The 25,519-nt window shown below is 49.3% G+C and carries 22 protein-coding genes; 5 read left to right on the top strand and 17 right to left on the bottom strand.

Going from position 1 to position 25,519, the window contains the following annotated elements; translation table 11 throughout:
• The gene (gene ybeY, locus HMPREF2952_RS06715) at positions 1–516 is read right to left on the bottom strand and encodes an rRNA maturation RNase YbeY (RefSeq protein WP_049344870.1); all 516 of its coding nucleotides are present in this window, start codon (positions 514–516) and stop codon (positions 1–3) included.
• A gap of 118 nt (positions 517–634) precedes the next feature.
• On the opposite strand from ybeY, the gene hemC reads away from it, so the two are divergent.
• The gene (hemC, locus tag HMPREF2952_RS06710; RefSeq protein WP_107848928.1) at positions 635–1,564 is read left to right on the top strand and encodes a hydroxymethylbilane synthase; all 930 of its coding nucleotides are present in this window, start codon (positions 635–637) and stop codon (positions 1,562–1,564) included.
• Positions 1,565–1,631: 67 nt separating this feature from the next.
• On the opposite strand, the gene yegQ is transcribed toward hemC, so the two are convergent.
• A complete protein-coding gene (yegQ, locus tag HMPREF2952_RS06705; protein WP_004519683.1) occupies positions 1,632–2,987 on the bottom strand; it encodes a prephenate-dependent tRNA uridine(34) hydroxylase TrhP in 1,356 nt (451 codons plus the stop codon).
• Positions 2,988–3,314: 327 nt separating this feature from the next.
• Here yegQ and HMPREF2952_RS06700 point away from each other — a divergent pair, with 327 nt between their 5' ends.
• A complete protein-coding gene (locus HMPREF2952_RS06700) occupies positions 3,315–4,061 on the top strand; it encodes an amino acid ABC transporter permease (protein WP_049344868.1) in 747 nt (248 codons plus the stop codon).
• A gap of 79 nt (positions 4,062–4,140) precedes the next feature.
• Here the strand turns inward: HMPREF2952_RS06700 and nagZ are convergent, their stop codons facing one another.
• The 10 genes from nagZ to HMPREF2952_RS06650 form a co-directional block, all read right to left on the bottom strand.
• Complete coding sequence (gene nagZ / locus HMPREF2952_RS06695; RefSeq protein ID WP_039862102.1) at positions 4,141–5,226, bottom strand: beta-N-acetylhexosaminidase; 1,086 nt, start codon at positions 5,224–5,226, stop codon at positions 4,141–4,143.
• A 97-nt stretch (positions 5,227–5,323) separates the two neighbouring features.
• Positions 5,324–6,844: a Na+/H+ antiporter NhaC family protein gene (locus tag HMPREF2952_RS06690; RefSeq protein ID WP_004519687.1), complete on the bottom strand. Its 1,521-nt coding sequence runs from the start codon at positions 6,842–6,844 to the stop codon at positions 5,324–5,326.
• A 132-nt stretch (positions 6,845–6,976) separates the two neighbouring features.
• Entirely contained in the window at positions 6,977–8,476 is a 1,500-nt protein-coding gene (locus HMPREF2952_RS06685) for a DegQ family serine endoprotease (RefSeq protein WP_004519688.1), read from the bottom strand.
• A gap of 245 nt (positions 8,477–8,721) precedes the next feature.
• On the bottom strand, positions 8,722–9,975 hold the full coding sequence (hemA, locus tag HMPREF2952_RS06680; protein WP_003684306.1) for a glutamyl-tRNA reductase: 1,254 nt from the start codon (positions 9,973–9,975) through the stop codon (positions 8,722–8,724).
• A gap of 147 nt (positions 9,976–10,122) precedes the next feature.
• Positions 10,123–10,986 carry an RNA polymerase sigma factor RpoH gene (gene rpoH, locus HMPREF2952_RS06675; RefSeq protein WP_004519690.1) on the bottom strand — a complete coding sequence of 288 codons (864 nt, stop codon included), beginning with the start codon at positions 10,984–10,986 and terminating at the stop codon, positions 10,123–10,125.
• A 279-nt stretch (positions 10,987–11,265) separates the two neighbouring features.
• A complete protein-coding gene (gene lnt / locus HMPREF2952_RS06670; protein ID WP_004519692.1) occupies positions 11,266–12,813 on the bottom strand; it encodes an apolipoprotein N-acyltransferase in 1,548 nt (515 codons plus the stop codon).
• Between the two features lie 55 nt (positions 12,814–12,868).
• On the bottom strand, positions 12,869–13,735 hold the full coding sequence (locus tag HMPREF2952_RS06665) for a DUF808 domain-containing protein (protein WP_049344865.1): 867 nt from the start codon (positions 13,733–13,735) through the stop codon (positions 12,869–12,871).
• A gap of 111 nt (positions 13,736–13,846) precedes the next feature.
• On the bottom strand, positions 13,847–15,229 hold the full coding sequence (locus tag HMPREF2952_RS06660; RefSeq protein ID WP_039862103.1) for a TolC family protein: 1,383 nt from the start codon (positions 15,227–15,229) through the stop codon (positions 13,847–13,849).
• Between the two features lie 63 nt (positions 15,230–15,292).
• A complete protein-coding gene (locus tag HMPREF2952_RS06655; RefSeq protein WP_070695414.1) occupies positions 15,293–17,230 on the bottom strand; it encodes a MacB family efflux pump subunit in 1,938 nt (645 codons plus the stop codon).
• Positions 17,231–17,311: 81 nt separating this feature from the next.
• The gene (locus HMPREF2952_RS06650) at positions 17,312–18,493 is read right to left on the bottom strand and encodes an efflux RND transporter periplasmic adaptor subunit (RefSeq protein ID WP_004519696.1); all 1,182 of its coding nucleotides are present in this window, start codon (positions 18,491–18,493) and stop codon (positions 17,312–17,314) included.
• 289 nt (positions 18,494–18,782) lie between these two features.
• Here HMPREF2952_RS06650 and HMPREF2952_RS06645 point away from each other — a divergent pair, with 289 nt between their 5' ends.
• Positions 18,783–19,205, top strand: a complete 423-nt coding sequence (locus tag HMPREF2952_RS06645; RefSeq protein WP_004519697.1) for a type IV pilin protein — start codon at positions 18,783–18,785, stop codon at positions 19,203–19,205.
• Positions 19,206–19,322: 117 nt separating this feature from the next.
• Here the strand turns inward: HMPREF2952_RS06645 and nusB are convergent, their stop codons facing one another.
• From nusB to HMPREF2952_RS06630, 3 genes are all read right to left on the bottom strand, one after another.
• Positions 19,323–19,751 (bottom strand): transcription antitermination factor NusB, encoded by a 429-nt coding sequence (nusB, locus tag HMPREF2952_RS06640; protein ID WP_004519698.1) that lies wholly within the window; start codon positions 19,749–19,751, stop codon positions 19,323–19,325.
• A gap of 120 nt (positions 19,752–19,871) precedes the next feature.
• Positions 19,872–20,351 carry a 6,7-dimethyl-8-ribityllumazine synthase gene (ribH, locus tag HMPREF2952_RS06635; RefSeq protein WP_003748562.1) on the bottom strand — a complete coding sequence of 160 codons (480 nt, stop codon included), beginning with the start codon at positions 20,349–20,351 and terminating at the stop codon, positions 19,872–19,874.
• A 93-nt stretch (positions 20,352–20,444) separates the two neighbouring features.
• On the bottom strand, positions 20,445–20,768 hold the full coding sequence (locus HMPREF2952_RS06630; RefSeq protein WP_039862122.1) for a DUF2185 domain-containing protein: 324 nt from the start codon (positions 20,766–20,768) through the stop codon (positions 20,445–20,447).
• Positions 20,769–21,022: 254 nt separating this feature from the next.
• Between HMPREF2952_RS06630 and rnc the strand changes: the two genes are divergently transcribed.
• A complete protein-coding gene (gene rnc, locus HMPREF2952_RS06625; RefSeq protein WP_003683027.1) occupies positions 21,023–21,742 on the top strand; it encodes a ribonuclease III in 720 nt (239 codons plus the stop codon).
• Positions 21,743–21,806: 64 nt separating this feature from the next.
• Entirely contained in the window at positions 21,807–22,736 is a 930-nt protein-coding gene (gene era / locus HMPREF2952_RS06620) for a GTPase Era (protein WP_036493257.1), read from the top strand.
• A 54-nt stretch (positions 22,737–22,790) separates the two neighbouring features.
• Here era and coaBC read toward each other — a convergent pair whose 3' ends face one another.
• Together coaBC and HMPREF2952_RS06610 are read right to left on the bottom strand one after the other, a co-directional pair.
• Positions 22,791–23,969: a bifunctional phosphopantothenoylcysteine decarboxylase/phosphopantothenate--cysteine ligase CoaBC gene (gene coaBC / locus HMPREF2952_RS06615; protein ID WP_039862104.1), complete on the bottom strand. Its 1,179-nt coding sequence runs from the start codon at positions 23,967–23,969 to the stop codon at positions 22,791–22,793.
• 44 nt (positions 23,970–24,013) lie between these two features.
• On the bottom strand, positions 24,014–25,243 hold the full coding sequence (locus HMPREF2952_RS06610; protein WP_004519703.1) for a tetratricopeptide repeat protein: 1,230 nt from the start codon (positions 25,241–25,243) through the stop codon (positions 24,014–24,016).
• Positions 25,244–25,519 lie beyond the last annotated feature (276 nt).

Below are 25,519 nucleotides of genomic sequence, written 5' to 3'. Positions count from 1 at the left end.
TTAATATTCGTCCTCTTGGTAGGGGTTGGGGAAGCCTGCCGCCAGCATCAGGCGGATTTCTTCGGCTTCCATTATTTCGGCTTCATTGTCTTCGATGTGGTCGTAGCCCATCAGGTGTAAAGTACCGTGTATGGTCAGGTGGGCAAAATGCTGCTCAGGTGTTTTGCCTTGTTCGGCGGCCTCTTTCAAAACCACTTGCGGACAAATTACCAAATCGCCATACAAGCCGTCTGAAAACTGGTCGGGCAGGATTTCGCCTTCGTTGAGCGCGAAACTCAATACATTGGTGGCGTAATCCTTGCCGCGGTAGTCGCGGTTGTAGGCGCGGGCTTCTTCTTCGTCCAGAAGAATCAGGCTGATGTCTGCGCGGCGGTATTCATTTTTCAAGGCCGACCACGCCCAGCGGTAGAAGTCGTTCTCTGACGGAAGGTTGGCGGCGGAAGAAGCGTTTTCAAAGCTCAGATGAAAACGTTGCCGCTGTAAGGATAAAAAAGGATATTTCTTGGCGCGTTTCATGTTGTCCGGAAAATTTGGTTTTTAGGCGTAAATATAACATATTCACCCCCATGCCGTCTGAAAAAACGCCCAAAATATGATAGACTTCATGCCGTTTTCCATCTTTCAGGCAACCATTATGAACCCGAAAAAACTCGTTATCGCCAGTCGCGAAAGCCTGCTTGCCATGTGGCAGGCAAAACACATCCAAGGCCGTCTGAAAGCCCTGTATCCCGATTGCGAAGTCGAGATTTTGGGCATGACCACGCGCGGCGACCAGATTTTGGACAGAACTTTGTCAAAAGTCGGCGGTAAAGGCTTGTTTGTCAAAGAGTTGGAGCAGGCTTTGTATGACGGCCGGGCCGACTTGGCCGTGCATTCGATTAAAGACGTGCCGATGGATTTACCTGAAGGTTTTACGCTTGCGGCCATCGGCGAACGCGCCAATCCGTTTGACGCATTTGTGTCCAACCAATACGCGCGTTTGGAAGAAATGCCCAAAGGCGCTGTCGTCGGCACATCCAGCCTGCGCCGCGAAGCCCAGTTGCGCGTGCGCTATCCGCATTTGGTTATCAAACCTTTGCGCGGCAATGTGCAAACCCGTTTGTCCAAACTCGATAACGGCGAATACGACGCGATTATTTTGGCTGCCGCCGGTTTGCAGCGTCTGGAATTGGACGAACGCATCCGCATGATTTTGTCGGAATCCGACAGTCTGCCTGCCGCCGGACAAGGCGCATTGGGTATTGAAATTGCAGCGCATCGCGAAGATTTGTACGAAGTCTTAAAGCCTTTGAACCACGATACCACACACGCCTGCGTTACGGCCGAACGTGCGTTGGCGCGCGCTTTGGGTGGAAGTTGCCAAGTGCCGCTGGCCGCATATTGCACTGAAGAAAACGGCTTGCTGACCTTGCGCGGCTTGGTCGGTCATCCTGACGGTTCGGTAATTTTGCAGGCGGATGCGCAAGCCCCTGCCGAATACGCCGATGCCTTGGGTCGTGCAGTCGCCAAAAAACTGGCAGATGATGGTGCGGAAGAATTGATTGCTGCCGTATTGCAAGAATAGGCTTAAAACAGCATAGATCATTTAAAAGGCCGTCTGAAACTTTCAGACGGCCTTTATTTTTTGATGCTTAAGGATTCATAATCCGCGCAACCAAAGCTTTTTCTTTGCCTTGCATATTCGGGATTTTGACCTGAATGCCGTTGCCTGGGGCAACATCGACAGGCTGGCCTTTGCGGGTCATTTGTTCCAATTTGATGGTTTGGTTGCCGCTCGGGTGGATGATTTCGAGTGAATCGCCGACAGCGAAGCGGTTTTTAACTTCGATTGTCGCCCAGCCGTTTTCATCAATTTCGGTAACGTGGCCGACGTATTGGCTTTGTTTGGCGGTGGAATGGCCGCTGAGGTAGTTTTGGTAGTCTTGAGTTTGGTGGCGTTCGAGGAAGCCGCTGGTGTAGCCACGGTTGGCGAGGCCTTCGAGTTCGCTCAACAGGCTGTAATCAAACGGACGGCCTGCAACGGCATCGTCAATCGCTTTGCGGTAGGACTGGGCCACGCGTGCAACATAATAGAGCGATTTGGTACGGCCTTCGACTTTGAGGCTGTCCACACCAATTTTTGCCAGTTTCTCAACCACTTCAATGCCGCGAAGGTCTTTGGAGTTCATGATGTAGGTGCCGTGTTCATCTTCCATAATCGGCATCATTTCGCCCGGGCGGTTGGACTCTTCAATCAGGAAAACTTTGTCGGCGTAGGGATGGCGTTTTTGACCATTGATGCCTTCAAAGTTTTGGTTGGCTTCTTCTTGAGCTTTTTCAAAGTTGAAACCTTGCAGAAGTTGGGCGTCGCCTGCATCGCTTTCAGTGGCGTTGTGAACCTTGTAGTCCCAACGGCAGGAGTTGGTGCAGGTGCCTTGGTTGGGGTCGCGATGGTTGAAATAGCCGGAGAGCAGGCAGCGGCCGGAGTAGGCGATACACAATGCGCCGTGAATGAAGACTTCGAGTTCGATGTCGGGGCATTCTTGGCGGATTTCGGCGATTTCTTCCATGCTCAATTCGCGCGACAGAATAATGCGCTCAACGCCGATGTTTTGCCAGAATTTCACGCCCCAGTAGTTGGTGGTGTTTGCCTGTACGGACAGGTGAATCGGCATTTCCGGCCATTTTTCGCGCACAGTCATAATCAAACCCGGATCCGCCATAATCAACGCGTCGGGTTTCATGGCAATCAAGGGCTCCATATCGGAAACAAAGGTTTTGAGTTTGGAGTTGTGCGGCAGCGTATTGACGGTCAGGAAGAATTTTTTGTTGCGCTCGTGCGCTTCTTTAATGCCTTGCTCGAGGACGTCGAGTTTGGCAAATTCGTTGTTGCGGGCGCGCAGGGAGTAACGCGGGCTGCCGGCGTAAACGGCATCTGCGCCGTAATCGTAGGCGGCGCGCATGCGTTCGAGGCCGCCTGCAGGCAATAAGAGTTCGGGTACTTTCATGTTTTATGCTTTTTAAAATGTTTTCAGACGGCCCTTAAGGAAAGAGGGAAGGCCGTCTGAAAGATGTTTGAAGAATGGGCGGATTATCCGCTGTTTTTGTGTTTCGGTCAATTTTGTGTCGGGTTTGCGCTTTGTTTTTTATACGGAAAATGTCCTATATGGGCAAAGGTGAAAAGGGGCTTTAATTTATTAGAAATGTAAAAAAAGCAGGGTTGGGCGGAATAATTTAACAAAAAACCGTTCAAGCAATGTATTTTCTTGTAAAATATCAAGCTTCATTTTAAAAAATATTCGGATTAGTTACCGATTTTGACCGACGGAAGGTTTATGGATTTTCGTTTTGACATTATTTATGAATACCGCTGGATGTTTTTATACGGCGTGTTGACAACGCTGGGACTGACGGTGGTTGCAACGGCAGGTGGCTCGGTTTTGGGTTTGCTGTTGGCATTGGCGCGTTTGATCAATCCGGAAAAAGCCGGTGTGCCGATGCGTGCCTTGGCTTGGGTGTTGCGTAAGATTTCTTTTTGGTATGTTACGCTGTTCCGCGGTACGCCATTGTTTGTACAAATTGTGATTTGGGCTTATGTTTGGTTCCCATTTTTCGTTCACCCGGCCGACGGTGTGCTGATTAGCGGCGAAGCAGCTGTTGATCTGCGCCGTTCTTATGGTGCGCTGATTGCCGGTTCTTTGGCTTTGGTTGCGAACTCGGGTGCGTATATTTGTGAAATTTTCCGTGCCGGTATTCAATCGATTGATAAAGGCCAAATGGAAGCTGCGCGTTCTTTGGGGCTGACCTATACTCAGGCGATGCGTTATGTGATTTTGCCGCAAGCTTTGCGCCGTATGTTGCCGCCATTGGCCAGTGAGTTTATTACGTTGTTGAAAGACAGCTCATTGCTTTCCGTCATTGGCGTGGCAGAGTTGGCTTATGTACAAAGCACGATTACCGGCCGCTATTCTGTCTATGAAGAGCCGCTTTATACAATTGCGCTGATTTATTTGGTGCTGACAAGCTTTTTGGGTTGGGTATTCCTGCGATTGGAAAACCGTTACAATCCGCAACACCGCTAATCGCTTTAAATCAAAAAAAGGAAGACTTTTTCAAGTCTTCCTTTTTTTATTTGCTGTCAATGTTTCAGACGGCCTTGAATCAGAATGCTTCACCGACTTTGACACCGCCAGCGATGTCTTTTGGCGTTGCCAGTTTGGCAGTTGCTTGTTGGGCGGCTTGGAATGCTTCGGTTGCCATGATGTCGGCGGCTTCTTGTACGGTCAATGTGTTGGCCATGTATTGCCAACGCGCTGCCAAGTCGGCGTTTGCCGGTGCGTGGAAACCGTCTCGCAATTCATCTACCAAATCGGGACGGTTGCACACCAGTACAATATCGCAGCCTGCTTCAAAAGAAAGGCGGGCGCGTTCTTTAATACCGCCGACACCGCATGCGCCTTCCATGGTCAGGTCGTCTGAAAAGATAACGCCGTTAAATCCGATTTCTTGGCGCAGGATTTGTTTCAGCCATTTTTCGGAGAAGCCGGCAGGTTGGCTGTCGGTTTGCGGGTATACGACGTGGGCAGGCATGACTGCGGCCATGCCTGCTTGGCTCAATGCTCGGAAGGGGATAAGGTCTGCGGCTTCTAGCTCTTCTCGGCTGCGTTCGTCGCAAGGCAGGACGTGATGGCTGTCGCCTTCGACAAAGCCGTGGCCGGGGAAGTGTTTGCCGCAAGATTTCATGCCGCCTTTGTTCAGACCTTTTTGCAGGGCAAGGGCAAGCTGGGTAACGATGTTGGCGTCGCGGTGGAAACTGCGGTTGCCGATGACGGCGCATTGACCCCAGTCCAAATCCAATACAGGCGTAAAGGATAGGTCGATACCGCAGGCGGAGAGTTCGGTTGCCAAAACCCAGCCGACTTGTTCTGCTTGGGTACAGGCGGCTTCTTGGCCTTCGTTATCCCAAATTTCGCCCAATACATTCATGGCAGGCAGGCGGGTGAAGCCGTCAATAAAACGTTGAACCCGTCCGCCTTCGTGGTCGACGGCGATGATAAGTTCAGGTGTACGGACGGCTTTGATTTCTTGAACCAAAGCTTTGAGCTGGGAAACGTTTTCAAAGTTGCGGCGGAACAAAATAACGCCACCGACGGCAGGGTCGAGCAGGCGTTGTTTTTCTTCTTCGGTCAGATGATAGGCAGCGACGTCGGCCATGACTGGGCCGCGTGGAAGATGAGGCGTATTCATTGTTTTGTCCTGAATAATGTATCTATTGGATAATCGTTATGTTCAGACGGCCTGAGAGTGTAAGAATATCTCAGGCCGTCTGAATATTGGTTTTGAATTAGGCAGTTGCTTTTTTCTTGTCTTTTAAGATGAAAACCAACACAACCATCACGATGCCGGTTACCACAAAACCTAAAGGCGCAGAGCCGGTCATGCCCAGTGCGAGGTAGCCTGTGGCAGCAGATGCGGCTACGGTCAGCGCATAAGGGAATTGCGAGGTAACGTGGTCGATGTGGTTACAGTGTGCGCCGGTAGAAGAGAGGATAGTGGTATCGGAAATTGGCGAGCAGTGGTCGCCAAATACGGCACCGGCCATTACGGCAGACATGCAAGGGATAATCAGCGAAGGTTCGACTTTGACGGCCATGGCGGCGGCAATCGGCAACATGATGCCGAATGTGCCCCAGCTTGTGCCGGTAGCGAAGGCCATCACGCCTGCGAGCATAAACAAAATCACGGGTAGGAAGCCTGCGTGGATATTGCCTGCCACCAAAGTGGAGAGGTATTCGCCGGTGTGCATCTCGCTGACAACGGTGCTGATGATCCATGCCAAAATTAAGATGGTAATGGCACCGCGCATAGAGATGATGCCCTGCCAAATGGCTTTAGGGTAATCGCCGGTTTTGATGGTGCCGATGGTGCAGAGGATGACGGCCAATACGCCGCAGGTGCCGCCGAATACGAGGGAAGTGTTTACATCGGTATTTTCAAATGCGCTGAGCAAAGAGAAGGTTTCAGAAGCTTGTGCGCCAGTGTAAATCATGGCGGAAACAGTGGCGACGATCAGTACCAAAACCGGCACAATCAGAGCGAATACGCGACCGTTGGGATGGCCTGTTTCAACGGTTTCATCATGAATTTCATTCAAAGCGGCGCGTTCCAAACGGGCCATGGAGCCGATGTCGAAGGAGAACCAGGCCACGACAAACACCATAATCAATGCGAAGACGGCGTAGTAATTCATCAGGCTCATGGCCACGAATGCGCCCATTGGTGTGTAGTCTGTGATGTTGTAAGTCACCAAAAGGCCTGCCAAAGTAGCAATAATCGATGCCCCCCAGCTGGATACAGGCATCAAAACGCACATCGGCGCGGCAGTGGAGTCAAGGATATAAGCCAGTTTGGCGCGGGAAACTTTGAATTTGTCGGTTACAGGGCGGGCAATCGCGCCGACGGCAAGGCTGTGGAAATAGTCGTCAATAAAGGTAACGAATACCAGGCAGGCAGTCAGCAGCTTCGCACCACGGCGGCCTTTGATGTGCTGTTTTGCCCAATCGGCAAATGCTTGGTTACTGCCTGAATGCGTCAGCAGGGAAGTGAAAATCCCCAAAAGCACTAAGAAGAGCAGGATTTTGGGTTTGCCCAAAGACCAATCGCCGTCCGCCCAAGTCAGGCTGACGGCCATGTCTTTCAAGTGAACCAAGGCATCAAGCGGATTACCGCCTACCAGCAGGAATGAGCCGACGATAATGCCGACACCCAAGGACAGCAATACACGACGCGTGGCAATGGCCAGGGCAAGCGCGATGGCTGCAGGAATAATGGATAAAATAGAATTCGAATAATTAATAAGTTGCATAATTATATTGTATATAAGCGGTGAAATATTTTCAGACGGCCTAAACTGGAAGACGGATAACAAAATACCCACCGCCTCTGACAGATGGGTATTTTATCATTTAACGCATCATCATGCCGTCTGAAAATCTTGCTATTGCAGATTTAGCGCGAGGAACAAAGTATTGCCTTCGCGTTGTACCAAAAGCGGTACGTTTTTGCCTGCGCTTTCCAATGCGCTACGGAAAGTGGATTCGTCATTGACGCTGATTTGGCTGACGGCAATAATTTCGTCGCCGCGTTTGAGGCCGGCACGTTCGGCCGCACCGCTAACGCGCAGAACGATTAAGCGTTGTTTGCCGTCTGCGTTTTCAACCTGCAAAGTTAGGCCTGCATTTTCAACGGTAAATCCGTCATGGCCGCCTTCGTGTTGCGGGTGTTCGGCTTCTTTTGCAGAAGTTTCCGTTTGTTCGGCTGCGCTGCCAAGTTTGACTTTGACATCGGTTTGTTTGCCGCCGCGCCAAATGCTCAAAGTCACTTCTTTGCCCGGCATCATCGAGCCGACCATGACCGGCAAGTCGCTGGAGGCACGGACTTCTTCTCCGTTTACGCTGCGGACAATATCGCCGACTTGCAACCCGGCTTGTTGCGCTGCGCTGTTCGGCATGATTTTGGCAATCAGCGCGCCGCTTGCTTTGTCCAAACCGAAAGATTTGGCCAAATCGTAAGAAACTTCTTGGATAACCACGCCTAATTGACCGCGTTGGACTTTGCCGTTGGCTTTTAATTGATCGGCCACATTCATGGCAACATCAATCGGAATGGCAAACGAAATGCCCATGAAACCGCCGCTTCGGCTGTAAATTTGCGAGTTGATGCCGACTACTTGGCCGCGGAGGTTGAATAACGGGCCGCCTGAGTTGCCGGGGTTGATGGCAACGTCGGTTTGGATGAACGGCGTGTAGTTTTCATTCGGCAGGCTGCGGCCTTTAGCGGAGACGATGCCTGAAGTTACGCTGTTGTCAAAGCCGAAAGGTGCGCCGATAGCGGCTACCCATTCGCCCGGTTTCAAATCTTTCGGATTGCCGATTTTGACAACCGGCAAGTCTTCTTGCGGCTCAATTTTTAAGAGGGCAACGTCGGATTGGGCGTCTGAGCCGACCAGTTTGGCCGTGTATTCGCGTTTGTCGTTGAGCAGGACTTTGATATTGCCCATGCCAGCAACCACGTGGGTATTGGTCAGGATATAGCCGTCTTTGCTGATGATGAAGCCGGAGCCGAAATTCAGATCGTCGCTTTCGGTATCTTCTTGCGGCATGTCTGGCATATTGGGAACAAGGCGTTTGAAGAACTCGTAAAACGGATCGTTGTCGGGAAATTGGCTCAGGTCCATGCTGTGGTCGTCATCCGGTGTCGCAGAGCGTTTTGCCGGTGTCGCTTGAATATTGACGACGGCCTGTCCTTCGTTTTGCACCAGTTGGGCGAAGTCGGGCAACAACATACCGACTTTTCCGTCATCGGTATTGGTTTCAATACGTTGAACGAGTTCTTTGTTTTCGTCTTTGTCGAAAAAGGTGCTGACTTTGTCGCAACCTGAAAGAAGGGAAGCTGAGAGGACAGCAAGGGCCAGATATGTGTTTGTTTTAATATGCACGAAAGTTCCTTTTGCCGGTGCCTATCGTATTGTCGGCATGCGTTTGAATCGGCAGGCAGTTTTATTGTTTGAATGCTGTTTAAATGTATAAGGTAGGATTTTTACACTTTAACGGTTTTTTTTCAAGCATTTCATTTTAAATGAAAAAATGATAATTGGGATTTTATTGTTTTAAGGCCGTCTGAAAACTTTTGAATATGACCTGTCGGTCGGTTCGCTTTTTTCAGACGGCCTTTAAATTGTGGTCAGTCGTGTTGATCCAAATGGTAGATCTGTGCCACGGCATCGATTAATTCGCTGTTGTCCGAGCCAGCTTTATTGAGCGTGCGTGTCGGAGAGTGGAGCAGTTTGTTGGTCAACTGAATGGAGAGGCGTTCGAGGACATCCTCGGCGGATACGCCTTTTGCCAGTTGCTTCATGGCATTTTCCAATACTTGGCGGCGTGCACGTTCACCTTCGTCGCGCAAGGCGCGGATAAGCGGAACGCTTTGGCGGTTTTTCTGTAGGCGGATAAATTCGCTGACTTTTTCTTCCACCATGCTTTCAGCCGCCGCCGCTGCTTTTTTGCGCGCATCTTTACCGCTTTGGACAATGTCCATCATGTCGTCTACGGTATAGAGATATGCGTCTTCCAATTCGCCGACTTCGGCTTCGATATCGCGCGGAACAGCCAAATCCAGCAGGAAAACAGGCATGTTGTGGCGTTTTTTCAATGCGCGTTCGACCATGCCTTTGCCGACGAGTGGGAGTTGGCTGGCAGTGGAAGAAACAACCACGTCGTAATCGTGAAGAATATCGGGCAATTCGTTCAGCAGGCAAGCTTCGGCGTTGACACCGAGTTTGTCGCACAATTCCTGCGCGCGCTGGTGTGTGCGGTTGGCAACGGTAATGAGCTTGGGATTTTTGGCGGCAAAATAAGTAGCCACCAGCTCAATCATTTCGCCTGCGCCGATAAAAAGGACGTTCAGATCAGAAATGGAAGGGAAGATTTGCTCTGCCATTTTGACCGATGCAGAAGCCATGGAGACGGAGTTTTCGCCGACAGCAGTGTCGGTACGCACTTCTTTGGCAACGGCAAAGGTTTTTTGAAACAGGGCGTTTAAGTGGGTGTTGATGCTTTCCTGTTCTTGCGCAACGCGGACGGCATCTTTGATTTGACCGAGAATTTGCGGTTCGCCCAAGACCATGGAATCTAAACCGCAGGCGACGCGGAAGGCGTGGCGGACGGTTTCATTATTATCTAAGGTATAGAGGTAAGGGCGGATTTCTTCGGCAGGCAGGTCGTGATATTGTGCCAACCAGTCGATGATTTTTTCGGTTTCGCCGACGCAGTAAAGCTCGGTGCGGTTGCAGGTAGAAAGAATGACTGCTTCTTCCGCCGCCTCACTACGCGCGAGGTTGGACACGGCATCCGGCAGATTTGCAGCTGCAAATGCCAGTTTTTCGCGTATGCTCAAGGGCGCGGTTTGGTGATTGAGTCCGACGACGGTAAGTTGCATGGTTATGGTATGACTGGGTAGTGTGTGTGGTGGGTATTATAGCTTAAGTGGGCTTTAAAATGAATGTGTTGGGGGAGAAGATGCAATGAGGTTTGCCATCGAAAAGGCCGTCTGAAAAGATTCAGACGGCCTTTTATCAAGAAAGGCTTAAACGGCTTCAGCTTCTTCTGCCAAGAAACCGCGCAGTTTTTGCATAGCTTTGGCTTCGATTTGGCGGATGCGTTCGGCAGATACGCCGTATTCGGCAGCCAATTCGTGCAGGGTCAAACCGCCATCGTCTTGCAACCAGCGGCTTTCAACGATACGGCGGCTGCGGTCGTCCAGTTGTGCCAAGGCGTTTTGCAGACCTTCGGTTTGCAGGGCGTAGTGGGCTTGTTTGGACAACTGGCGGCTAGGCTCTGCATCGTGATCGGCCAACCAGTCGATAGGGGCGAAGTTGTCTTCGTCATCGTTGTTTTCTGCCATGATGCCGATATCGTGACCGGTCATGCGTTGTTCCATTTCCAAGACTTCGGACAATTTGACGCCCAAATCGTCGGCGATTTCTTGCGCTTCTTTTGGAGACAAGGCATTCAGGTTTTTACGCATGCTGCGCAGATTGAAGAACAGTTTGCGTTGCGGTTTGGTTGTGGCAACGCGGACCAAACGCCAGTTGCGCAAAATGAATTCATGGATTTCGGCTTTAATCCAATGCACGGCAAACGAAAACAGGCGCGCGCCGCGGCTCGGTTCGTAGCGTTTGACGGCTTTCATCAGGCCGATATTACCTTCTTGAATCAGGTCGGCTTGGTTGAGGCCGTAGCCGTCGTAACCGCGTGCAATGGATACGACGACGCGAAGATGAGACAGAATAAGCTGTTTGGCGGCGTTGAGATCGCCTTTTTGTTGACGTTCGGCCAGTTGTGTTTCTTCTTCGGCAGTCAGCATGGGAATGCTGTTGACAGTATGAATGTATTGCTCGAGGCTACCGTTGCCGCTGTGGATAACGGGTAATGCAAAAGCTTTATTCATAAAGGATACTCTCCTTGATTGGGCCGTCTGAAAACGGCTTTTTGTTTATTGTGTGACAAGCAGTATAACACTGCCTGTGGTTTGTTTTGTTATGGGTTGGATTTTTTCTGTAAATTAACGATAGATCCAATAGTTTTTACTGCTTGAATCGCAAGGGTTGATTGTCTTAGAAAATTTGAGTGATTTGCTAGGTTTTGGCTAAGTATATTACAAACATTTCTGTATGTAAATAGTTTTGGTGATAAAAAAGACCTTGTATAACAAGGTCTTAAAAATTTTTTATTCTGGTTTTTTCCGGCCAATCAGGATAAGGAATACGCCGATAACGGCCAAAATGCTGATAAGCCATGTTGAGCCGCCTGCTTTCATATAAGGCGTTTCGCCGATATAGCCTTTAACGTGGCCTTCGAGGACGGTTTCTGTATCCGGTTGGGCTTCGGCAACAATCGTACCTTTAGGGGAAATAATGGCGGTCGCGCCGGTATTGGTGGCGCGAACCATGTAGCGGCCCAGTTCCATTGCACGCGCTTGGGACTGTTGAAGCTGCTGGTACATGGCATTGGACTTGCCATACCACGCCATATTGCTGATGTTGGCAAGCAAGGTGGAGCGTTTCGCCGTTGCAATGAGTTCGTCGCCGAAACCGTCTTCATAGCAGATATTGAAGGCGACTTTTTGATCTTTCATCACCAAAGGCGCTTGGTTGTCGCCGCCTTTTTGAAAGTCGGCCAAAGGCATATCCATCATTTTATAGAGGCGCTCGGTAATGGTGGGCAAGGGCTTGTATTCGCCAAATGGAACGAGGTGGTTCTTGGCGTAGTAGGGGATGGTATCGGAAGTGCTGTTGTGATAGTCGCTCAAATTGATGACTGCATTTTCGTAGCCGTTGCCGTCGGGCGTATATTGGCTGATACCGATGGCCAACGCGCTGCCGTTGCTTTGCGCTTGCTCGGCGAATTGTTCCAAGATGCCTTCGGGCAGGTCTTGGCGCATCAGTGGCAGGGCGGTCTCGGGCAGGATGACGATGTCAGCACTGGTTTTGCTGATTTGTTCGTAGTATTTCTGAATGGTTGGGATGATTTGCTCTTCTTTCCATTTCAGATTTTGCTCGATATTGCCTTGAATCAGGGCAACCGTGCTGGTGCTGCCGTCAGGGCGGGTGTATTCGGTTTGTTGGGAAATGTAGCCGACGGAGCAGAGTGCAACGATAAGGAATAAGGGCAGGAGGCGGTGTTTCAGACGGCCGTGGTTGTCAATCAGCAACACCAGCCATGCGCTGAGAAAAGCGGTTGCCAGCGTGACCATATGAATGCCGCCCAAAGGCGCGAAGCCTGCCAACGGGCTGTCTTTGATGATTTGGGAATAGCCGATTGCACCCCAGCCGAATCCAGTCAGGAAACGTTCGCGGGCAAATTCTGCCAGCGTCCACAAAATCGGCAGCAGGAGGCCGGTTTTGGCCCAGCGCGACAGGTTGCATTTTCTCCACACCCAAAAACAGATGGCCGGATAAAGCGCAAGAAATGCCGGCAGCAGGAAGGTGAGGGGGATGGCGTATGAATCCGGCAAACCCGAAACATCATGCAAGGCAGTGTGTATCCAATAAAACTGCGCCGTATAACCGATTAATCCGAACAGATAGGCAGTCATGACGGCAAAGCGTGGACGCAATTCAATCAGGCGTATCAGCGCGCCAAACAACAGCGGCATCAGCCAGAAATGATAATACGGGGCGAAAGTGAACGGTGTCGCGGCGGCAATCAAGATGACCAGCGGCCAGTAAAGCAGCGGATGTTGCCAATATTGTTCGAGTTTACGGAAAATATTCATGCTTTAAATGGTATTGAGGCCGTCTGAAAAGTTTTCAGACGGCAGGGAAACAAAATCAGTCTTTTTGAAACAATTTCATTGCAGGCAGGACGATTGCGCAAGCCAATGCACCGGCGGCTACTCCGACCACCAAGTTGGCGATATGTTCCATCATGCCGCTGTCCCAATGCTGTGCGTGGAGGAAATCGTGCAAAAAGCCAAGGTTGTGGGTGATCAGTCCGCCGCCAACCAAGAACATCGCCAGCGTGCCGACAATGCTCAAGCCACGCATAAACCAAGGCATAAATGAAATCAAACTGCGTCCGATACCTTGCACAGCAACGCTTTTTTGGCGCATCAACATCATGCCGAGGTCGTCAAGTTTGACGATAATGCCGACCAAACCATAGACCAATGCCGTCATGCCGACACCGATGGCGGCCATAACCAAAGAACGCGTCATCAGGTCATATTTTTCAACAACGCCCAGCGCGATAATAATAATTTCGGCGGAGAGGATGAAATCTGTGCGGACCGCGCCTTTCACTTTTGTTTTTTCGTCTGTGACTTCAGGCTCGGCATCGTGTCCGTCTTCGTGTTCATTGCGGTGCAAGAATTTGTGCAACAGTTTTTCCACGCCTTCAAAACACAAATAAACACCGCCGATCATCAACAAGGGCGTAATCAGCGCTGGCAGGAAAGCGGAAAGCAACAGTGCAAGCGGCACCAGAATCAGCTTATTGACCAGAGAGCCTTTTGCCACCGCCCAAATAATCGGCAATTCGCGCTCGGCGGATACGCCGGTTACCTGATTGGCGTTGAGCGCCAAATCGTCACCGACCACGCCGGCGGTTTTTTTTGCGGCGACTTTGGTCATCATCGCTACGTCGTCCAAAACGGCGGTAATGTCGTCCAAAAGCGTAAAGAGAGAGGCGAAGGCCATAATGTTGTCCGGATAAAATCAAATAAACGCGCGATTATATATGAAAATTCAGTTGCTTGAATGGTTTCAGACGGCCTTTGACGGAAATTAACCAAAGGCCGTCTGAAAATGCTATTTCGGCGTATAACGTCCAGCCATGGCTTTATACACCATATTTTCGTATTTCAAGGCTTCATAGCGTTGGTTCAGTAGGTTTTGCGCCGAGCTGTATTCCGAATTCAAAGCCTCCAGCCAGTCTTTCAGCTCGTTTTTACCGTGTTGGTAGCGTACTTGATAGTAATGGCTGTTTTTCTTGTCCAACTGATAACGCTGTTCTTGATTGGCAAGGCTGGCCTGCGCGTTTTTGTAGGCAAGGTAATTGGTGTTGACCTCGTTGAGCGCGGTAGTCAGGGCTTTTTCAAAATTCAGCTTGGCACTGTCCATCTCCGCTTGTACGGTTTTGTCTTTCCATTTCATGATCTGCCAATTAAGGAAAGGCAGATTGATGGTGGCCGATCCGCCTAACATAGGGATATTGAACGTGCTTTTCGCTTTATCGGAAGACGTACTCAAACTTGCGCCCAAAGTAATCGACGGATACCAACTGCGTTTTTGCGCGTTGACCGATTGCTGCGACGCCTGCAGGCGGTATTCGGCGGCGCGCAGGTCGGGGCGGTTGGCTAAAACGGTAATCGGTACGTCCAAGTTCACGCCTTTGACCGGCAGCAGGCGGAATTGTGCCGGATCGGCGGCCATGTTTTCAGACGGCCTTAAATTCAATAAATTACGCAAAACCTGTTTTTGCGTATCCAAATTGTTTTGCAAAGACAACAGGCTGTTTTCTGCGCTCAGCAATGACTGTTTGGCTTGGGTCGGCTGGCTTGAGTCGGCTCGGCCGTAGTGGAACTTGGCATTCGCAATGCGGTTGATTTCCTGGTATTGCTTCAGCGATTTTTTCGCCAACTCGATGGCTTCGTTCAGGTAGGAGATATTGAAATACGCATCGGCGACATTATTAATCAAAGTCAGGCGTGTATTGGCCATGTCTTCATGCGTGGCTTGGTATTCCCATACCTGCGCATCGGCAGTGGCACTGAGTTTGCGCCACAAATCCAATTCGTAGCTCAAACCAAGCTGGCTGCTGAAGGTATTGCCATGGCTGCCGGTTTTCAGGTTTTTAGAAGCGTTCGCGCCCAACGATCCGCTGAACGAAGGCACCAAATCCGCGCCCAAAATATTGGCTTGATACAAAGCTTTGTTGACGCTGATGGCGGCCTGTTTCAAATCGACATTGTTCGCCAGCGCCTGCTCCATCAGCGCATTGAGCTGCTGGCTTTGGTAGATTTCCCACCAGTTGCCGTTTACATCGTAGCGTTCGGCAGTTTCCGCCGCGCTCATGACTTGGCCGGTCGCTTCCAGCGTCAGGTTCGGATTGGCTTTAGGCGCGGCGCACGCACTTAGGGCAAGGGCAACAGCCAATGATAAGGCTGCTTGGGAAAAAGGTTTCGTCTTCATAAAAAATCTTTCGGGTAACAGCATTTCAGACGGCCCTAAAATAATAGGCCGTCTGAAACATAATCAATCCTGAGCCAGCGCATCAATCGGGTTGAGCTTGGAAGCCTTGTTGGCAGGCATAAAGCCGAACGCGACGCCGATGGCGGTGGAGCAGACGACTGCGCCGATGACGGAAGTCATGGAAATGCTCATTGGGAAGTCGGTAACAAAATAGTTGAACACCAGGCTGATGCTTGCGGACAGCAATACGCCGGACAGGCCGCCGATGATACAGATTAAGACGGCCTCAATCAGGAACTGTTGCAAAATATTGTTGCGGCGTGCGCCGATTGCCATGCGAACGCCGATTTCTTTGGTGCGCTCGGTAACGGAGACCAGCATGATGTTCATCACGCCGATACCGCCGACCACCAAAGAGATGACCGCGATGGAAGAAATCAGCAGCGTCATGGTGCCGGTTGTGCTTTCCACCATTTCTTTGATGCTGTCGCTGTTGTTCATAAAGAAGTCTTCTGTACCGTGGCGTGCTTTCAGCAGCTCGGTCAGGCTTTTTTCGGCAACCTGTGTGTTGGCATCGTCTTTGATTTTGACAACGATGGAGTTGGTATAGCTTTCGCCGGTAATTTGGTGCATGACCGTTGTATAAGGCGACCAAAGCATCAGCGAGTCGGAATTGCCAAATGAGTTGTCATCCTTTTTCATAATGCCGATGACGGTTAACGGGCGTTTTTTGAAAAGGATGGTTTTGCCTAAAGGATTGACACCTTCGCCGAAGAGTTTGGTTTTGGTGTTTTGGTCGATGACGACGACTTGGTCATCGGTTTTTACATCGTCATCATCAAACAGACGGCCTTCTTCCAATTTCAAACCGCGCACGTCGAAATATTGTTCGCCTACGCCGTAAAGCGAGGCGGTCAGGTCGGTGTTACGGTAGGTTAAGGTGCCGCTGGAGTTGGTTTGAGGGGTGGCGGAGGCGACGTAACTTTGTTGGCTGATGGCTTTTGCGTCATTAATCGTCAGTGTCTTGATCCGTCCGCTGCGGCGGTCGCCAAAACCACGGCCGGGGAAGATGCTGATGGTGTTTGTGCCCATCGAGTTGATGTCTTCCAAGATTTTTTGTTGCGAGCCATTACCCAATGCCACTACCGATACCACCGAAGCGATACCGATGATAATCCCCAGCATGGTCAGCAGCGAACGCATTTTGTGCGCCATAATTGCCTGCACAGACATTTTGAATGCTTCCATAAATTGATCGTAATAAAACGACCAAGAAGCTTTTTCTTTAATCCTCTCCACTTTGCTTGGCGGAATATCAGGATTTTTAGACGTATCCGAAATAATCTGACCGTCGCGGATTTCGATGACGCGGTTTGCGTTTGCCGCAATGCCCGGATCGTGGGTAACCATAATCACGGTATGCCCGTCTTCGTGCAGCTTGTGGATGATTTCCATCACGTTTTTACCGCTGGCGGTATCCAATGCGCCGGTCGGCTCGTCGGCAAAGATGATTTCGCCGCCGTTCATCAACGCGCGGGCAATCGAAACACGCTGTTGCTGACCGCCGGAAAGTTCGCTGGGTTTGTTGCCTTCTTTATTTTGCAAACCCAAATCGCCCAACAGTTTTTCCGCACGTTCCGCACGCTCTTTGCTGTCCATGCCCATATACACGGCAGGCAGGGCGACGTTGTCCCGGGCGGTCAGCGAGCTTAACAGGTTGTAACGCTGGAAAATAAAGCCGAAACGCTCACGGCGCAAAGCCGCCAGCTCATCCGGCTGCATTTGCGATGTTTCGATGCCGTCGATTTGATAAGAGCCGGAAGTGGCGGTATCCAGACAACCCAAAATATTCATCAGCGTCGATTTGCCTGAGCCGGACTGTCCGATAATCGCTACAAAGTCGCCTTTCTCAATAGAAAGGCTGACATCTTTCAATACGTGTACACGGTTTTCACCGCTACCGAAAAAACGGTTGATATTCTTACATTCGATTAAACTCATAATCTTTCCGGGCGAAAAATAGAAATACAGGAACTAAGGCCGTCTGAAACACAGCCAAACCTTTCAGACGACCTTAATCAATCAGCGAGGAGGGCCGCCACCCATCATCGCGCGTTCACTGCTCTTATTCTTTTCATCTGCGCTCATTTCAGAAACGATCACTTTTTCGCCTTCTTTCAAGCCGCTTTTGATTTCGGTATTCATGCTGTCTTTCAAACCGACGGTCACTTCGCGTTCTACCGCTTTATTGTCTGCGCCCAAAATGCTGACATAGGATTTGCCGTTATGCTTTTTTACAGTCAGCGTCGGTACCAGCAAAACATTCTTCACGCCGTTGATTTCAATCGTGTTTTGAGTGGTCATGCCGATGGAAAGTTTGCCGTCGGAATTTGGCACCAAGGCGCGGGCATAGTAGTAAATTGCATTGGAAGTCGTGTCCGTGCTGCTGGTGTAGCTGCCCAAAGACATGGTGGTCAGGCCGGGGTCGACGCTGTCCAATTTCGCTTTAATCGGCGTGTCCGGTTCGGACAAAATGGTGAACGAAATATCCTGACCGGCTTTGACTTTCGTAATATCGCCTTCGGCAATCTGCATTTTGTTTAACATGGTTTCCAGATTGGCCAGTTGGATAATGGTCGGCGTAGATTGCGCCGCATTGACGGATTGGCCTTCTTCAACAGGAATGGCGACTACGGTGCCGTCCATGGTGGCGGTAATCCGCGTGTGGCCCAGTTCGGATTCGGCTGTATTGATGGAGATTTTGGATTGTTTGATGGAGGCCTTCAGTTCGGCGACATTGGCTTTGGCTGCGGCTAAAGAGTCTTGTGCAGATTCCAAATCTTCTTTGGAAGTGGCCTGTTCTTTCCATAAGGCAAGTTCGCGCTTATATTTTTTCTCCGCGCTGGAAAGTGCGATTTCGGCAGAAACCAATTTTGCCTGATAAGTTTCTAGTTTGGATTTTTCGGTATTTAAGGTGTTGAGCTGATTGGTTGAGTCGATTTCTGCAATCAGATCGCCTTTTTTTACTTGTTGGCCCAGTTTCACATACAGTTTTTTAATCTGGCCTGAAGCTTCCGCGCCTACGGATACCAAATTGGAAGGCGAGATTTCGCCGGTTGCCGATACGGTTTGACGGATATCGCCGAGTTTGACCACTTCCGTAATAAAAGAAGACTGAGGCTCAGGCTTCATCAAAGACCAGCCGCCGAAAGCCGCAGCCACGATAACAGCCGTACCGGCCGCCCACTTGAAAACTTTAGACATATAAAAGGAACCAATTCAATAAAATAACGTCGCAGACAAGCAACCAATGTATTGATAGAAACAAAAAAACAACTGGATTTTACTGTAAAGACCAAGACCAACCAAGAGACGGTCAACTTAAATTGAAGTTTAACTTATTGAAATAAAAAATAAAAGGATGAAGATATTTTTCAGAACTTGTACCTCGTTTACATAAATTCCCAAACTCCCTCCGAATCTGAACATTTAAGCCGCAAGAAAACGACTATAATATTCATGTCTTATTCCAATTATTAACGACACAAATAAAATGAAACACCAACAAGGCTTCACGCTTATCGAGCTGCTGATAGTCGTTTTGATTGCAGCCATTCTCGCTACCATCGCCTATCCGTCTTATCAAAACTACATCCGCCAAACGCGTCTCGCATCCGTCCGCACACAGATGCTGCATAATGCCCAACAACTTGAACGCTACTATACTCAAAAAAGTACTTTTGTAGGGTTTCCTACCGAAAATTTGCAGCAGAATCAATATTTCAATATTAGTTTTTCCGAAGGTACGGATTCTATGCCTGATCCTTCCGATTCAGGTTATATTTTGAAGGCTGTACCCAATAGAGAAACCAATGCCGATGAAACTTGTACCGTTTATTACAACGACAGCGGTATCATCTGGGCAAACAGTGATAAACAAAACTGCCCCGGTTATGAAATACCAAAATCGGAATAAATCGAAATATAAAAGGCCGTCTGAATTTTAGACGGCCTTTTGGATGGTTTGGCTGTATAAGCACATTAGCTTATACAGGGCAAAGATTGGTAATCCCGGCCCGATGTGAAGCCCATCTTAGCCTTTGCGGCGCGGTTCGTCAGGGCGGATGCGTGAAGCCAGTTGGTCGAGGATGCCGTTGACGAATTTATGGCCGTCGGTGCCGCCGAAAGTTTTGGTGACTTCAATGGCTTCGTTGATGATGACAGGATAGGGGGTCTCAGGCATGGTGCTCAGCTCATGGCAGGCAACCAGCAAAACGGCGCGTTCGATAGGGCTGAGATCTTTCTCGTCGCGGTCGAGCAGGGGGCTGATTTTTTCCATGTATTCTTCGGCATGGGTTTGCGCGCCGAAAAACAGTTTGTTGAACAGCTCTTCATCCATATTGGGCGCTTGGGACAGTTCGCGGATGTTTTTGGCGATTTCGGGAGCGGCTGTTTTGTTGATGCCTGCTTGATAAATGGCTTGTACGGCAAGCTCGCGTGCGCGGCGGCGTGGGCTTTTCATGGGTATTCCTTGTGAAGAGGGTGCCGATGGTTGTCGGCTGAATATTGAATGATTCAGACGGCCTCAATGTCATGATTGGGAGGCCGTCTGAAAATATGCGGTATTCAATACGGGGAGAACTTATTCTTCGTCGTCTTCGTATTGTTCTGACAAAAGATGGTTGACCAAGTTGGCACATTCTACGGCAACTTTGGCGGCATCGGAGGCTTTTTCTTCGATGCGTGCGACGGCCTGTTCGTCGTTTTCGGTCGTCAGGATGGCGTTGGCGATCGGGATGTTGTAATCAAGGGCAACGCGGCTGACGCCTGCGCCGGATTCATTGGATACCAATTCAAAGTGGTAGGTTTCGCCGCGAATGACAACGCCGATGGCAATCAGGGCATCGAATTGTTCGGATGAAGCGAGGTTCATCAGCGCGATAGGCACTTCAAGCGCGCCGGGGACGGTGGCAAGCGTGATGTTGTCTTCGGCTACGCCCAATTCTTTTAAGGTGCGGCAGCAAACTTTGACCATTTCGCTGCCGATTTCGTTGGTGAAGCGGGCCTGAACGATGCCGATGCGCAAGTTGGTACCGTCGAGGCGGGGTTCGATAATGTTCATGATGATTCCTTCAATATTGGTGAAATAGGGATTCGGCTCGGTTTCAGACGGCCTGGTTATAGGGAAGGCCGTCTGAAACGAAATGGGGATGGATTATTCTTGCGGCTGCCAATCGGCAACGGCTTGGAACTCGCCGTCTTCGTTTAATTCCCACGCGCTGCCTTCTGCCTGAGTCAGCAGGGGCGCGATGTCGGGATTGTCTGCGGTAATGGCGGAGAGGCTGACAATGCTGAAGTTGTCGGGATTGTCGGTGTATTCGTCGGTTTCGTCGCCGCTGAAAATACGCCAGCCGCTGTCGTTTTCAAATACGGGGGCTTCGCGGTAGAGGAAGCCGACGGGTTTGCCTTGTTCGGCGACGGTGTTGGTAACAATGCAGCGGTCGAGCGCTGCGGCCAATGCTTGGGCAAATTTGTTCATGGAGTTGGCAAAGAGATGATTTGGCATGATTTTACACGATTCGCCGCTTTTCCGCACGGATGTGTGCAGGGTCGGTTTGATGGTACAATGTCGGCAAGTGCCGTCAGGTTTGAACATGACGGCTTTTGATTGTTTATCGGCTTGAGGGACGCAAGAAACAATGAGCCAAAATAAAAAAGTTGCCGGTGTAGCCTTTTTATTTTGTTTCACTGCGGATGAGGCGTGCTTTCCGGCTGTTTTTTTGAAAGTATGGAATGAAACCTGATTTGCTCAAACAGCAGGCGCATCGAGCGATTCAAAAGCGTCTGGGCTATGAGTTCCGCAATATGGAGCTGCTTCAGCAGGCTTTGACTCACCGCAGCTACAATGCCAAACACAATGAGCGTTTTGAATTTGTCGGCGATTCGATTTTGAACTATTCAGTGGCGCGGATGTTGTTTGACGCGTTTCCGAAATTGTCGGAAGGCGAGTTGTCGCGGATGCGCGCGGCTTTGGTGAATGAAGGCGTATTGGCTGAAATCGCGTTGGAAATGAATGTCGGCGACGGTTTGTATTTGGGTGCCGGCGAGTTGAAGAGCGGCGGTTTCAGACGGCCTTCGATTTTGGCTGACGCAATGGAGGCGATGTTTGCGGCGGTCAGCTTTGACGCTGATTTTTCTGCGGCGGAAAAAGTGGTTCGCCATTTGTTTGCGGAACGCGTGAAACGTGCGGATTTGAATATCGGCAAGAAAGACAGTAAAACCGCTTTGCAGGAAGCCTTGCAGGCACGTCGCTTTGCCCTGCCGAAATACCGAATCGAAGAGCAGGCGGAGCAGACGGCTGATGCGATGTTTGTGATTTCCTGTGATTTGGGCGAACTCGGTTTCATCTGCAATGCACGCGGCAGCAGTCGGAAAGTGGCCGAGCAAAAAGCGGCATGTGAAGCTTTAGAGTGGTTGGAACAGAAGTTCCCTTTGAAAAAAGCTAAAAAATGATACTTCAGACGGCCTTTGAAAAAATGCAAAGGCCGTCTGAAACAATCAAGAAAGTCATATATAAATGGATATCGAAACCTTTTTGCAAAACGAGTCGCAACACCCGACGGATTATCGTTGCGGCTTTGTGGCCATCGTGGGTCGTCCGAATGTCGGCAAATCCACGCTGATGAACCATTTAATTGGTCAGAAAATCAGTATTACCAGTAAAAAAGCACAAACCACGCGCAACCGTGTAACCGGTATTTACACCGACGACACGGCGCAATTTGTGTTTGTCGATACGCCTGGTTTTCAAACCAATCACCGCAATGCCTTGAATGACCGTCTTAATCAAAACGTAACCGAAGCGTTGAGCGGCGTGGACGTGGTGGTTTTTGTGGTGGAAGCCATGCGCTTTACCGATGCGGACCGCGTGGTGCTGAAGCAGTTGCCTAAGCATACGCCTGTGGTATTGGTGGTCAATAAAATCGATAAAGATAAAGCCAAAGACAAATTTGCGCTTGAGGCTTTTATCAATGAAGTGCGCCAAGAGTTTGAATTTGCCGCCAGCGAGGCAGTCAGCGCGAAACATGGTCTGCGTATTGCCAATTTGCTGGAATTGCTCAAGCCGTATCTGCCGGAAAGTATCCCGATGTATCCGGAAGATATGGTGACGGATAAATCCAGCCGATTTCTGGCGATGGAGATTGTGCGCGAAAAACTGTTCCGTTATTTGGGCGAAGAGTTGCCGTATGCGATGAATGTTGAAGTGGAGCAGTTTGAGGAAGAGGAAAGCGGACTGTTCCGCATTTATATCGCGGTGTTGGTCGATAAAGACAGCCAAAAGGCGATTTTGATTGGCAAGGGTGGGGAGAAATTGAAGAAAATTTCTACTGAAGCCCGCCTTGATATGGAAAAATTATTTGATACCAAAGTCTTTTTGAAGATTTGGGTGAAAGTGAAATCCGGTTGGGCAGACGATATTCGTTTCCTGCGCGAATTGGGATTGTGATTTAATGTGTTTGAACAAAGGCCGTCTGAAAAATTTTCAGACGGCCTTTTTTTATCAAGCCAACAACTCAGTCAGACGTTTGACGATTTCATCCGCTGCTTGGCGTTTGGATGTTTCCGGAAATGAGGTTTCGGCAAGGTCATCAATAATGGTGATTTGATTGGTTGGTTTGCCCATGGAAACGGAAACTTGGTTGGCTACCAGCATCGGTACGTTTTTGCGCAAACGTTTTGCCCGAGCAAATTCCAAAACCTGATGGCTTTCGGCAGCAAAGCCGACGCAGAATGGTCGAGAAGGTAGGGCGGCAACGGATGCGAGAATATCCGGATTTTCCGTCAGTTCGATAATTGGAGGCTGATTGCCGTTTTTCTTCAGTTTCTCGTTGCTGCTGTTTTTGACTTTATAGTCTGCAACGGCTGCAACGGAAATAAAGACATCTTGCTCATGGATATGGCGGTGAACTGCCTGATACATGGCTTCTGCGCTGACAGCTTGTTCGGAATGAGCCAAGCCTGCTGGCAAGGCCATCTGAATTTGACCGTAAATCAGCGTGACTTTCGCTCCGGCAGCACGGCACGCACGTGCTAAAGCCATGCCCATTTGTCCGCTGGAAATATTGGTAATGCCGCGGACAGGATCGATGGCTTCAAACGTTGCGCCGGCTGTAATCAGAACTTTTTTGCCGCTCAATAGCTTGGGTGTCCATAAATCCTCTAACAAATCTGCCAGATCGACCGCTTCGACCATTCTGCCGGTACCTGTTTCGCCGCAAGCCTGTTCGCCGCTGTTTGGGTAAAACACGGTAATGCCGTCTGAAACCAGCTGCTCAATATTGCGCAGGTTGGCAGGGTTGTTCCACATTTCGACATTCATTGCAGGCGCAACGGCCAAAGGACATTTTCTGGCTGCGGCCAAAGTAGTCAACAGGTTGTCAGCCAATCCGTTGGCAATTTTGGCGATCGTATTGGCAGTGGCTGGTGCAATAAGAAATGCGTCAGCTTCACGCGTCAGATTGATGTGCGCCATGCCATTATTGGAAGTGCCTGAATAGGTATCCGATAAAACAGGGTTGCCGGTTAAAGCTTGGAAAGTCAGTGGGGAGACAAATTCCGTCGCAGAATCTGTCATTACCACTGATACAGAATGTCCTTGCTTTTTCAGCAGTCTGACCAGTTCGCAAGATTTATACGCCGCAATACCGCCGGTAATGCCGAGGAGAATGTGTTTGCTCATAAATAATGGGTTCATTAAATGAGGTATATAGGAATCAAATCAAATTAGATTTGTTCGATGTTGATCCTGGCCAGTTTTGCTTTAATCGCATTGCCATATCTCTTCGGTAAGAATGCTGAAACCACCCCGTTTTTCACTTCAGTCACATAACTGCAGACTTTAAATTCAGGAACAACATTGAGCGAGTAGTCCGGATTGACCAAAGGCGAAGCACTGGAGTACAGCGTCCATCTTGCCAGACTGCCGTCTTCATAATCAGTCGTTGCATTAAAGCTGGTGACCCCTTCGCTGAAAGCGATTTGATAATTAGAGTAGAACTCGCCGGGAATTTCGTGTGCATTACAGAAATCAAATAATCTGTCATGTGCAAACAGATTCTGACGGATATAGGCCCACAATTCTTTTTCTAGAAAATCTTGGTCGGCAAAATGCCTGGAAGGATAGCCCTCGTCGACAAAGTTTTGAATCCTTTCCTGCATATCTGGGACTGCGCCCGCTTTAGCGCCCCACATACCCGCAAGAATTAGGGCAGTATGCGAGCCCGAGTCACGAATAGTGTGGAATAGTGTACCACTTTTTATCCATTCGGATACGGCCGCTGCATCACGATAACAAATAATAGAATCTGCATCACGGAAAATAACGTATTCAACCTCGGGATCATTGATGGCAAGAAAGCGCCACATCGTACCCGGCCAGTTGTCCAATGGAGCGCCAACCTTAATCACTTCTGCACCGTTATTTCTAAATCGTTGAATAGCTTCAGCCGATACAGAATCGTCAATATAAAAACGACATGTCCAACCGGGGAAAAGTACAGGAGCAAGCTGGGTGTTTAAGACGGCAGGCTCAATATATTTGGAATTATTGCCAAATAAAGAAAAGGAGATAATCCGTTTGCCGTTTTTTGGAGCTGATGTCGGAATTATTTCATGTTCTAGGTCTGGGATGGCTTTGTCTTTTAGAACCAAAGCCTGATGACCGTAAAACCCGGTTTTTTCCCAATTATCTAGGGCGCCGTAAGCATGGGCAAGTAAATCCAAAGCAGGAATATAGGTGCTATCCAGCTCTAACGTTTTCATTTCAGCCTCAATGGCTTTTTCCCATTTCAACTGCTTCAGATAGGCATAAGCAACTTTGTGATGAAATTCGACAGATTGTGGATTGAGAAGGCAAAGAATCTCGGCACGTTTTAGCGCTTCCTCGTAATTTTCCTCTTCGATAAAAGAGTGATATGCTTGTTCAAATTTTTGTTGAATCTTTTCGTTATTCATAATAGGGACTATTCTAAATTTATGATTGTTTTATTGGAGAAAGTAGAGATTGTAAGAGTAGATGGGACTAAAGCGCCAGTAGTATAGAGATATAGAGTGTTTGAATGTGGCAATTAAGAGTAAAACTGCAGGACTATTTATCTTTGGATATCTGTTTTATCTATCGAACGATAAAATCCAATAAATTTTAAATTATTTAAATACAGATAGTTGTGAAAAAATTTTAATTTTTTTGAAGTTGGGTGTTGACTGGTTTTGTAGGTAGGCGTATAGTTC

The sequence above is a fragment of the Neisseria sp. HMSC068C12 genome (assembly GCF_001814095.1).
Lineage (GTDB): Bacteria > Pseudomonadota > Gammaproteobacteria > Burkholderiales > Neisseriaceae > Neisseria > Neisseria perflava.
This window is presented reverse-complemented; position numbering and strand designations above follow the sequence as displayed.

What these genes read in the sequence shown, in the direction of transcription:
- ybeY (WP_049344870.1), bottom strand. Translation starts at nt 516, where the DNA reads ATGAAACGCGCCAAGAAATATCCTTTTTTATCCTTACAGCGGCAACGT.
- hemC (WP_107848928.1), top strand. Translation starts at nt 635, where the DNA reads ATGAACCCGAAAAAACTCGTTATCGCCAGTCGCGAAAGCCTGCTTGCC.
- yegQ (WP_004519683.1), bottom strand. Translation starts at nt 2,987, where the DNA reads ATGAAAGTACCCGAACTCTTATTGCCTGCAGGCGGCCTCGAACGCATG.
- HMPREF2952_RS06700 (WP_049344868.1), top strand. Translation starts at nt 3,315, where the DNA reads ATGGATTTTCGTTTTGACATTATTTATGAATACCGCTGGATGTTTTTA.
- nagZ (WP_039862102.1), bottom strand. Translation starts at nt 5,226, where the DNA reads ATGAATACGCCTCATCTTCCACGCGGCCCAGTCATGGCCGACGTCGCT.
- HMPREF2952_RS06690 (WP_004519687.1), bottom strand. Translation starts at nt 6,844, where the DNA reads ATGCAACTTATTAATTATTCGAATTCTATTTTATCCATTATTCCTGCA.
- hemA (WP_003684306.1), bottom strand. Translation starts at nt 9,975, where the DNA reads ATGCAACTTACCGTCGTCGGACTCAATCACCAAACCGCGCCCTTGAGC.
- rpoH (WP_004519690.1), bottom strand. Translation starts at nt 10,986, where the DNA reads ATGAATAAAGCTTTTGCATTACCCGTTATCCACAGCGGCAACGGTAGC.
- lnt (WP_004519692.1), bottom strand. Translation starts at nt 12,813, where the DNA reads ATGAATATTTTCCGTAAACTCGAACAATATTGGCAACATCCGCTGCTT.
- HMPREF2952_RS06665 (WP_049344865.1), bottom strand. Translation starts at nt 13,735, where the DNA reads ATGGCCTTCGCCTCTCTCTTTACGCTTTTGGACGACATTACCGCCGTT.
- HMPREF2952_RS06660 (WP_039862103.1), bottom strand. Translation starts at nt 15,229, where the DNA reads ATGAAGACGAAACCTTTTTCCCAAGCAGCCTTATCATTGGCTGTTGCC.
- HMPREF2952_RS06655 (WP_070695414.1), bottom strand. Translation starts at nt 17,230, where the DNA reads ATGAGTTTAATCGAATGTAAGAATATCAACCGTTTTTTCGGTAGCGGT.
- HMPREF2952_RS06650 (WP_004519696.1), bottom strand. Translation starts at nt 18,493, where the DNA reads ATGTCTAAAGTTTTCAAGTGGGCGGCCGGTACGGCTGTTATCGTGGCT.
- HMPREF2952_RS06645 (WP_004519697.1), top strand. Translation starts at nt 18,783, where the DNA reads ATGAAACACCAACAAGGCTTCACGCTTATCGAGCTGCTGATAGTCGTT.
- nusB (WP_004519698.1), bottom strand. Translation starts at nt 19,751, where the DNA reads ATGAAAAGCCCACGCCGCCGCGCACGCGAGCTTGCCGTACAAGCCATT.
- ribH (WP_003748562.1), bottom strand. Translation starts at nt 20,351, where the DNA reads ATGAACATTATCGAACCCCGCCTCGACGGTACCAACTTGCGCATCGGC.
- HMPREF2952_RS06630 (WP_039862122.1), bottom strand. Translation starts at nt 20,768, where the DNA reads ATGAACAAATTTGCCCAAGCATTGGCCGCAGCGCTCGACCGCTGCATT.
- rnc (WP_003683027.1), top strand. Translation starts at nt 21,023, where the DNA reads ATGAAACCTGATTTGCTCAAACAGCAGGCGCATCGAGCGATTCAAAAG.
- era (WP_036493257.1), top strand. Translation starts at nt 21,807, where the DNA reads ATGGATATCGAAACCTTTTTGCAAAACGAGTCGCAACACCCGACGGAT.
- coaBC (WP_039862104.1), bottom strand. Translation starts at nt 23,969, where the DNA reads ATGAGCAAACACATTCTCCTCGGCATTACCGGCGGTATTGCGGCGTAT.
- HMPREF2952_RS06610 (WP_004519703.1), bottom strand. Translation starts at nt 25,243, where the DNA reads ATGAATAACGAAAAGATTCAACAAAAATTTGAACAAGCATATCACTCT.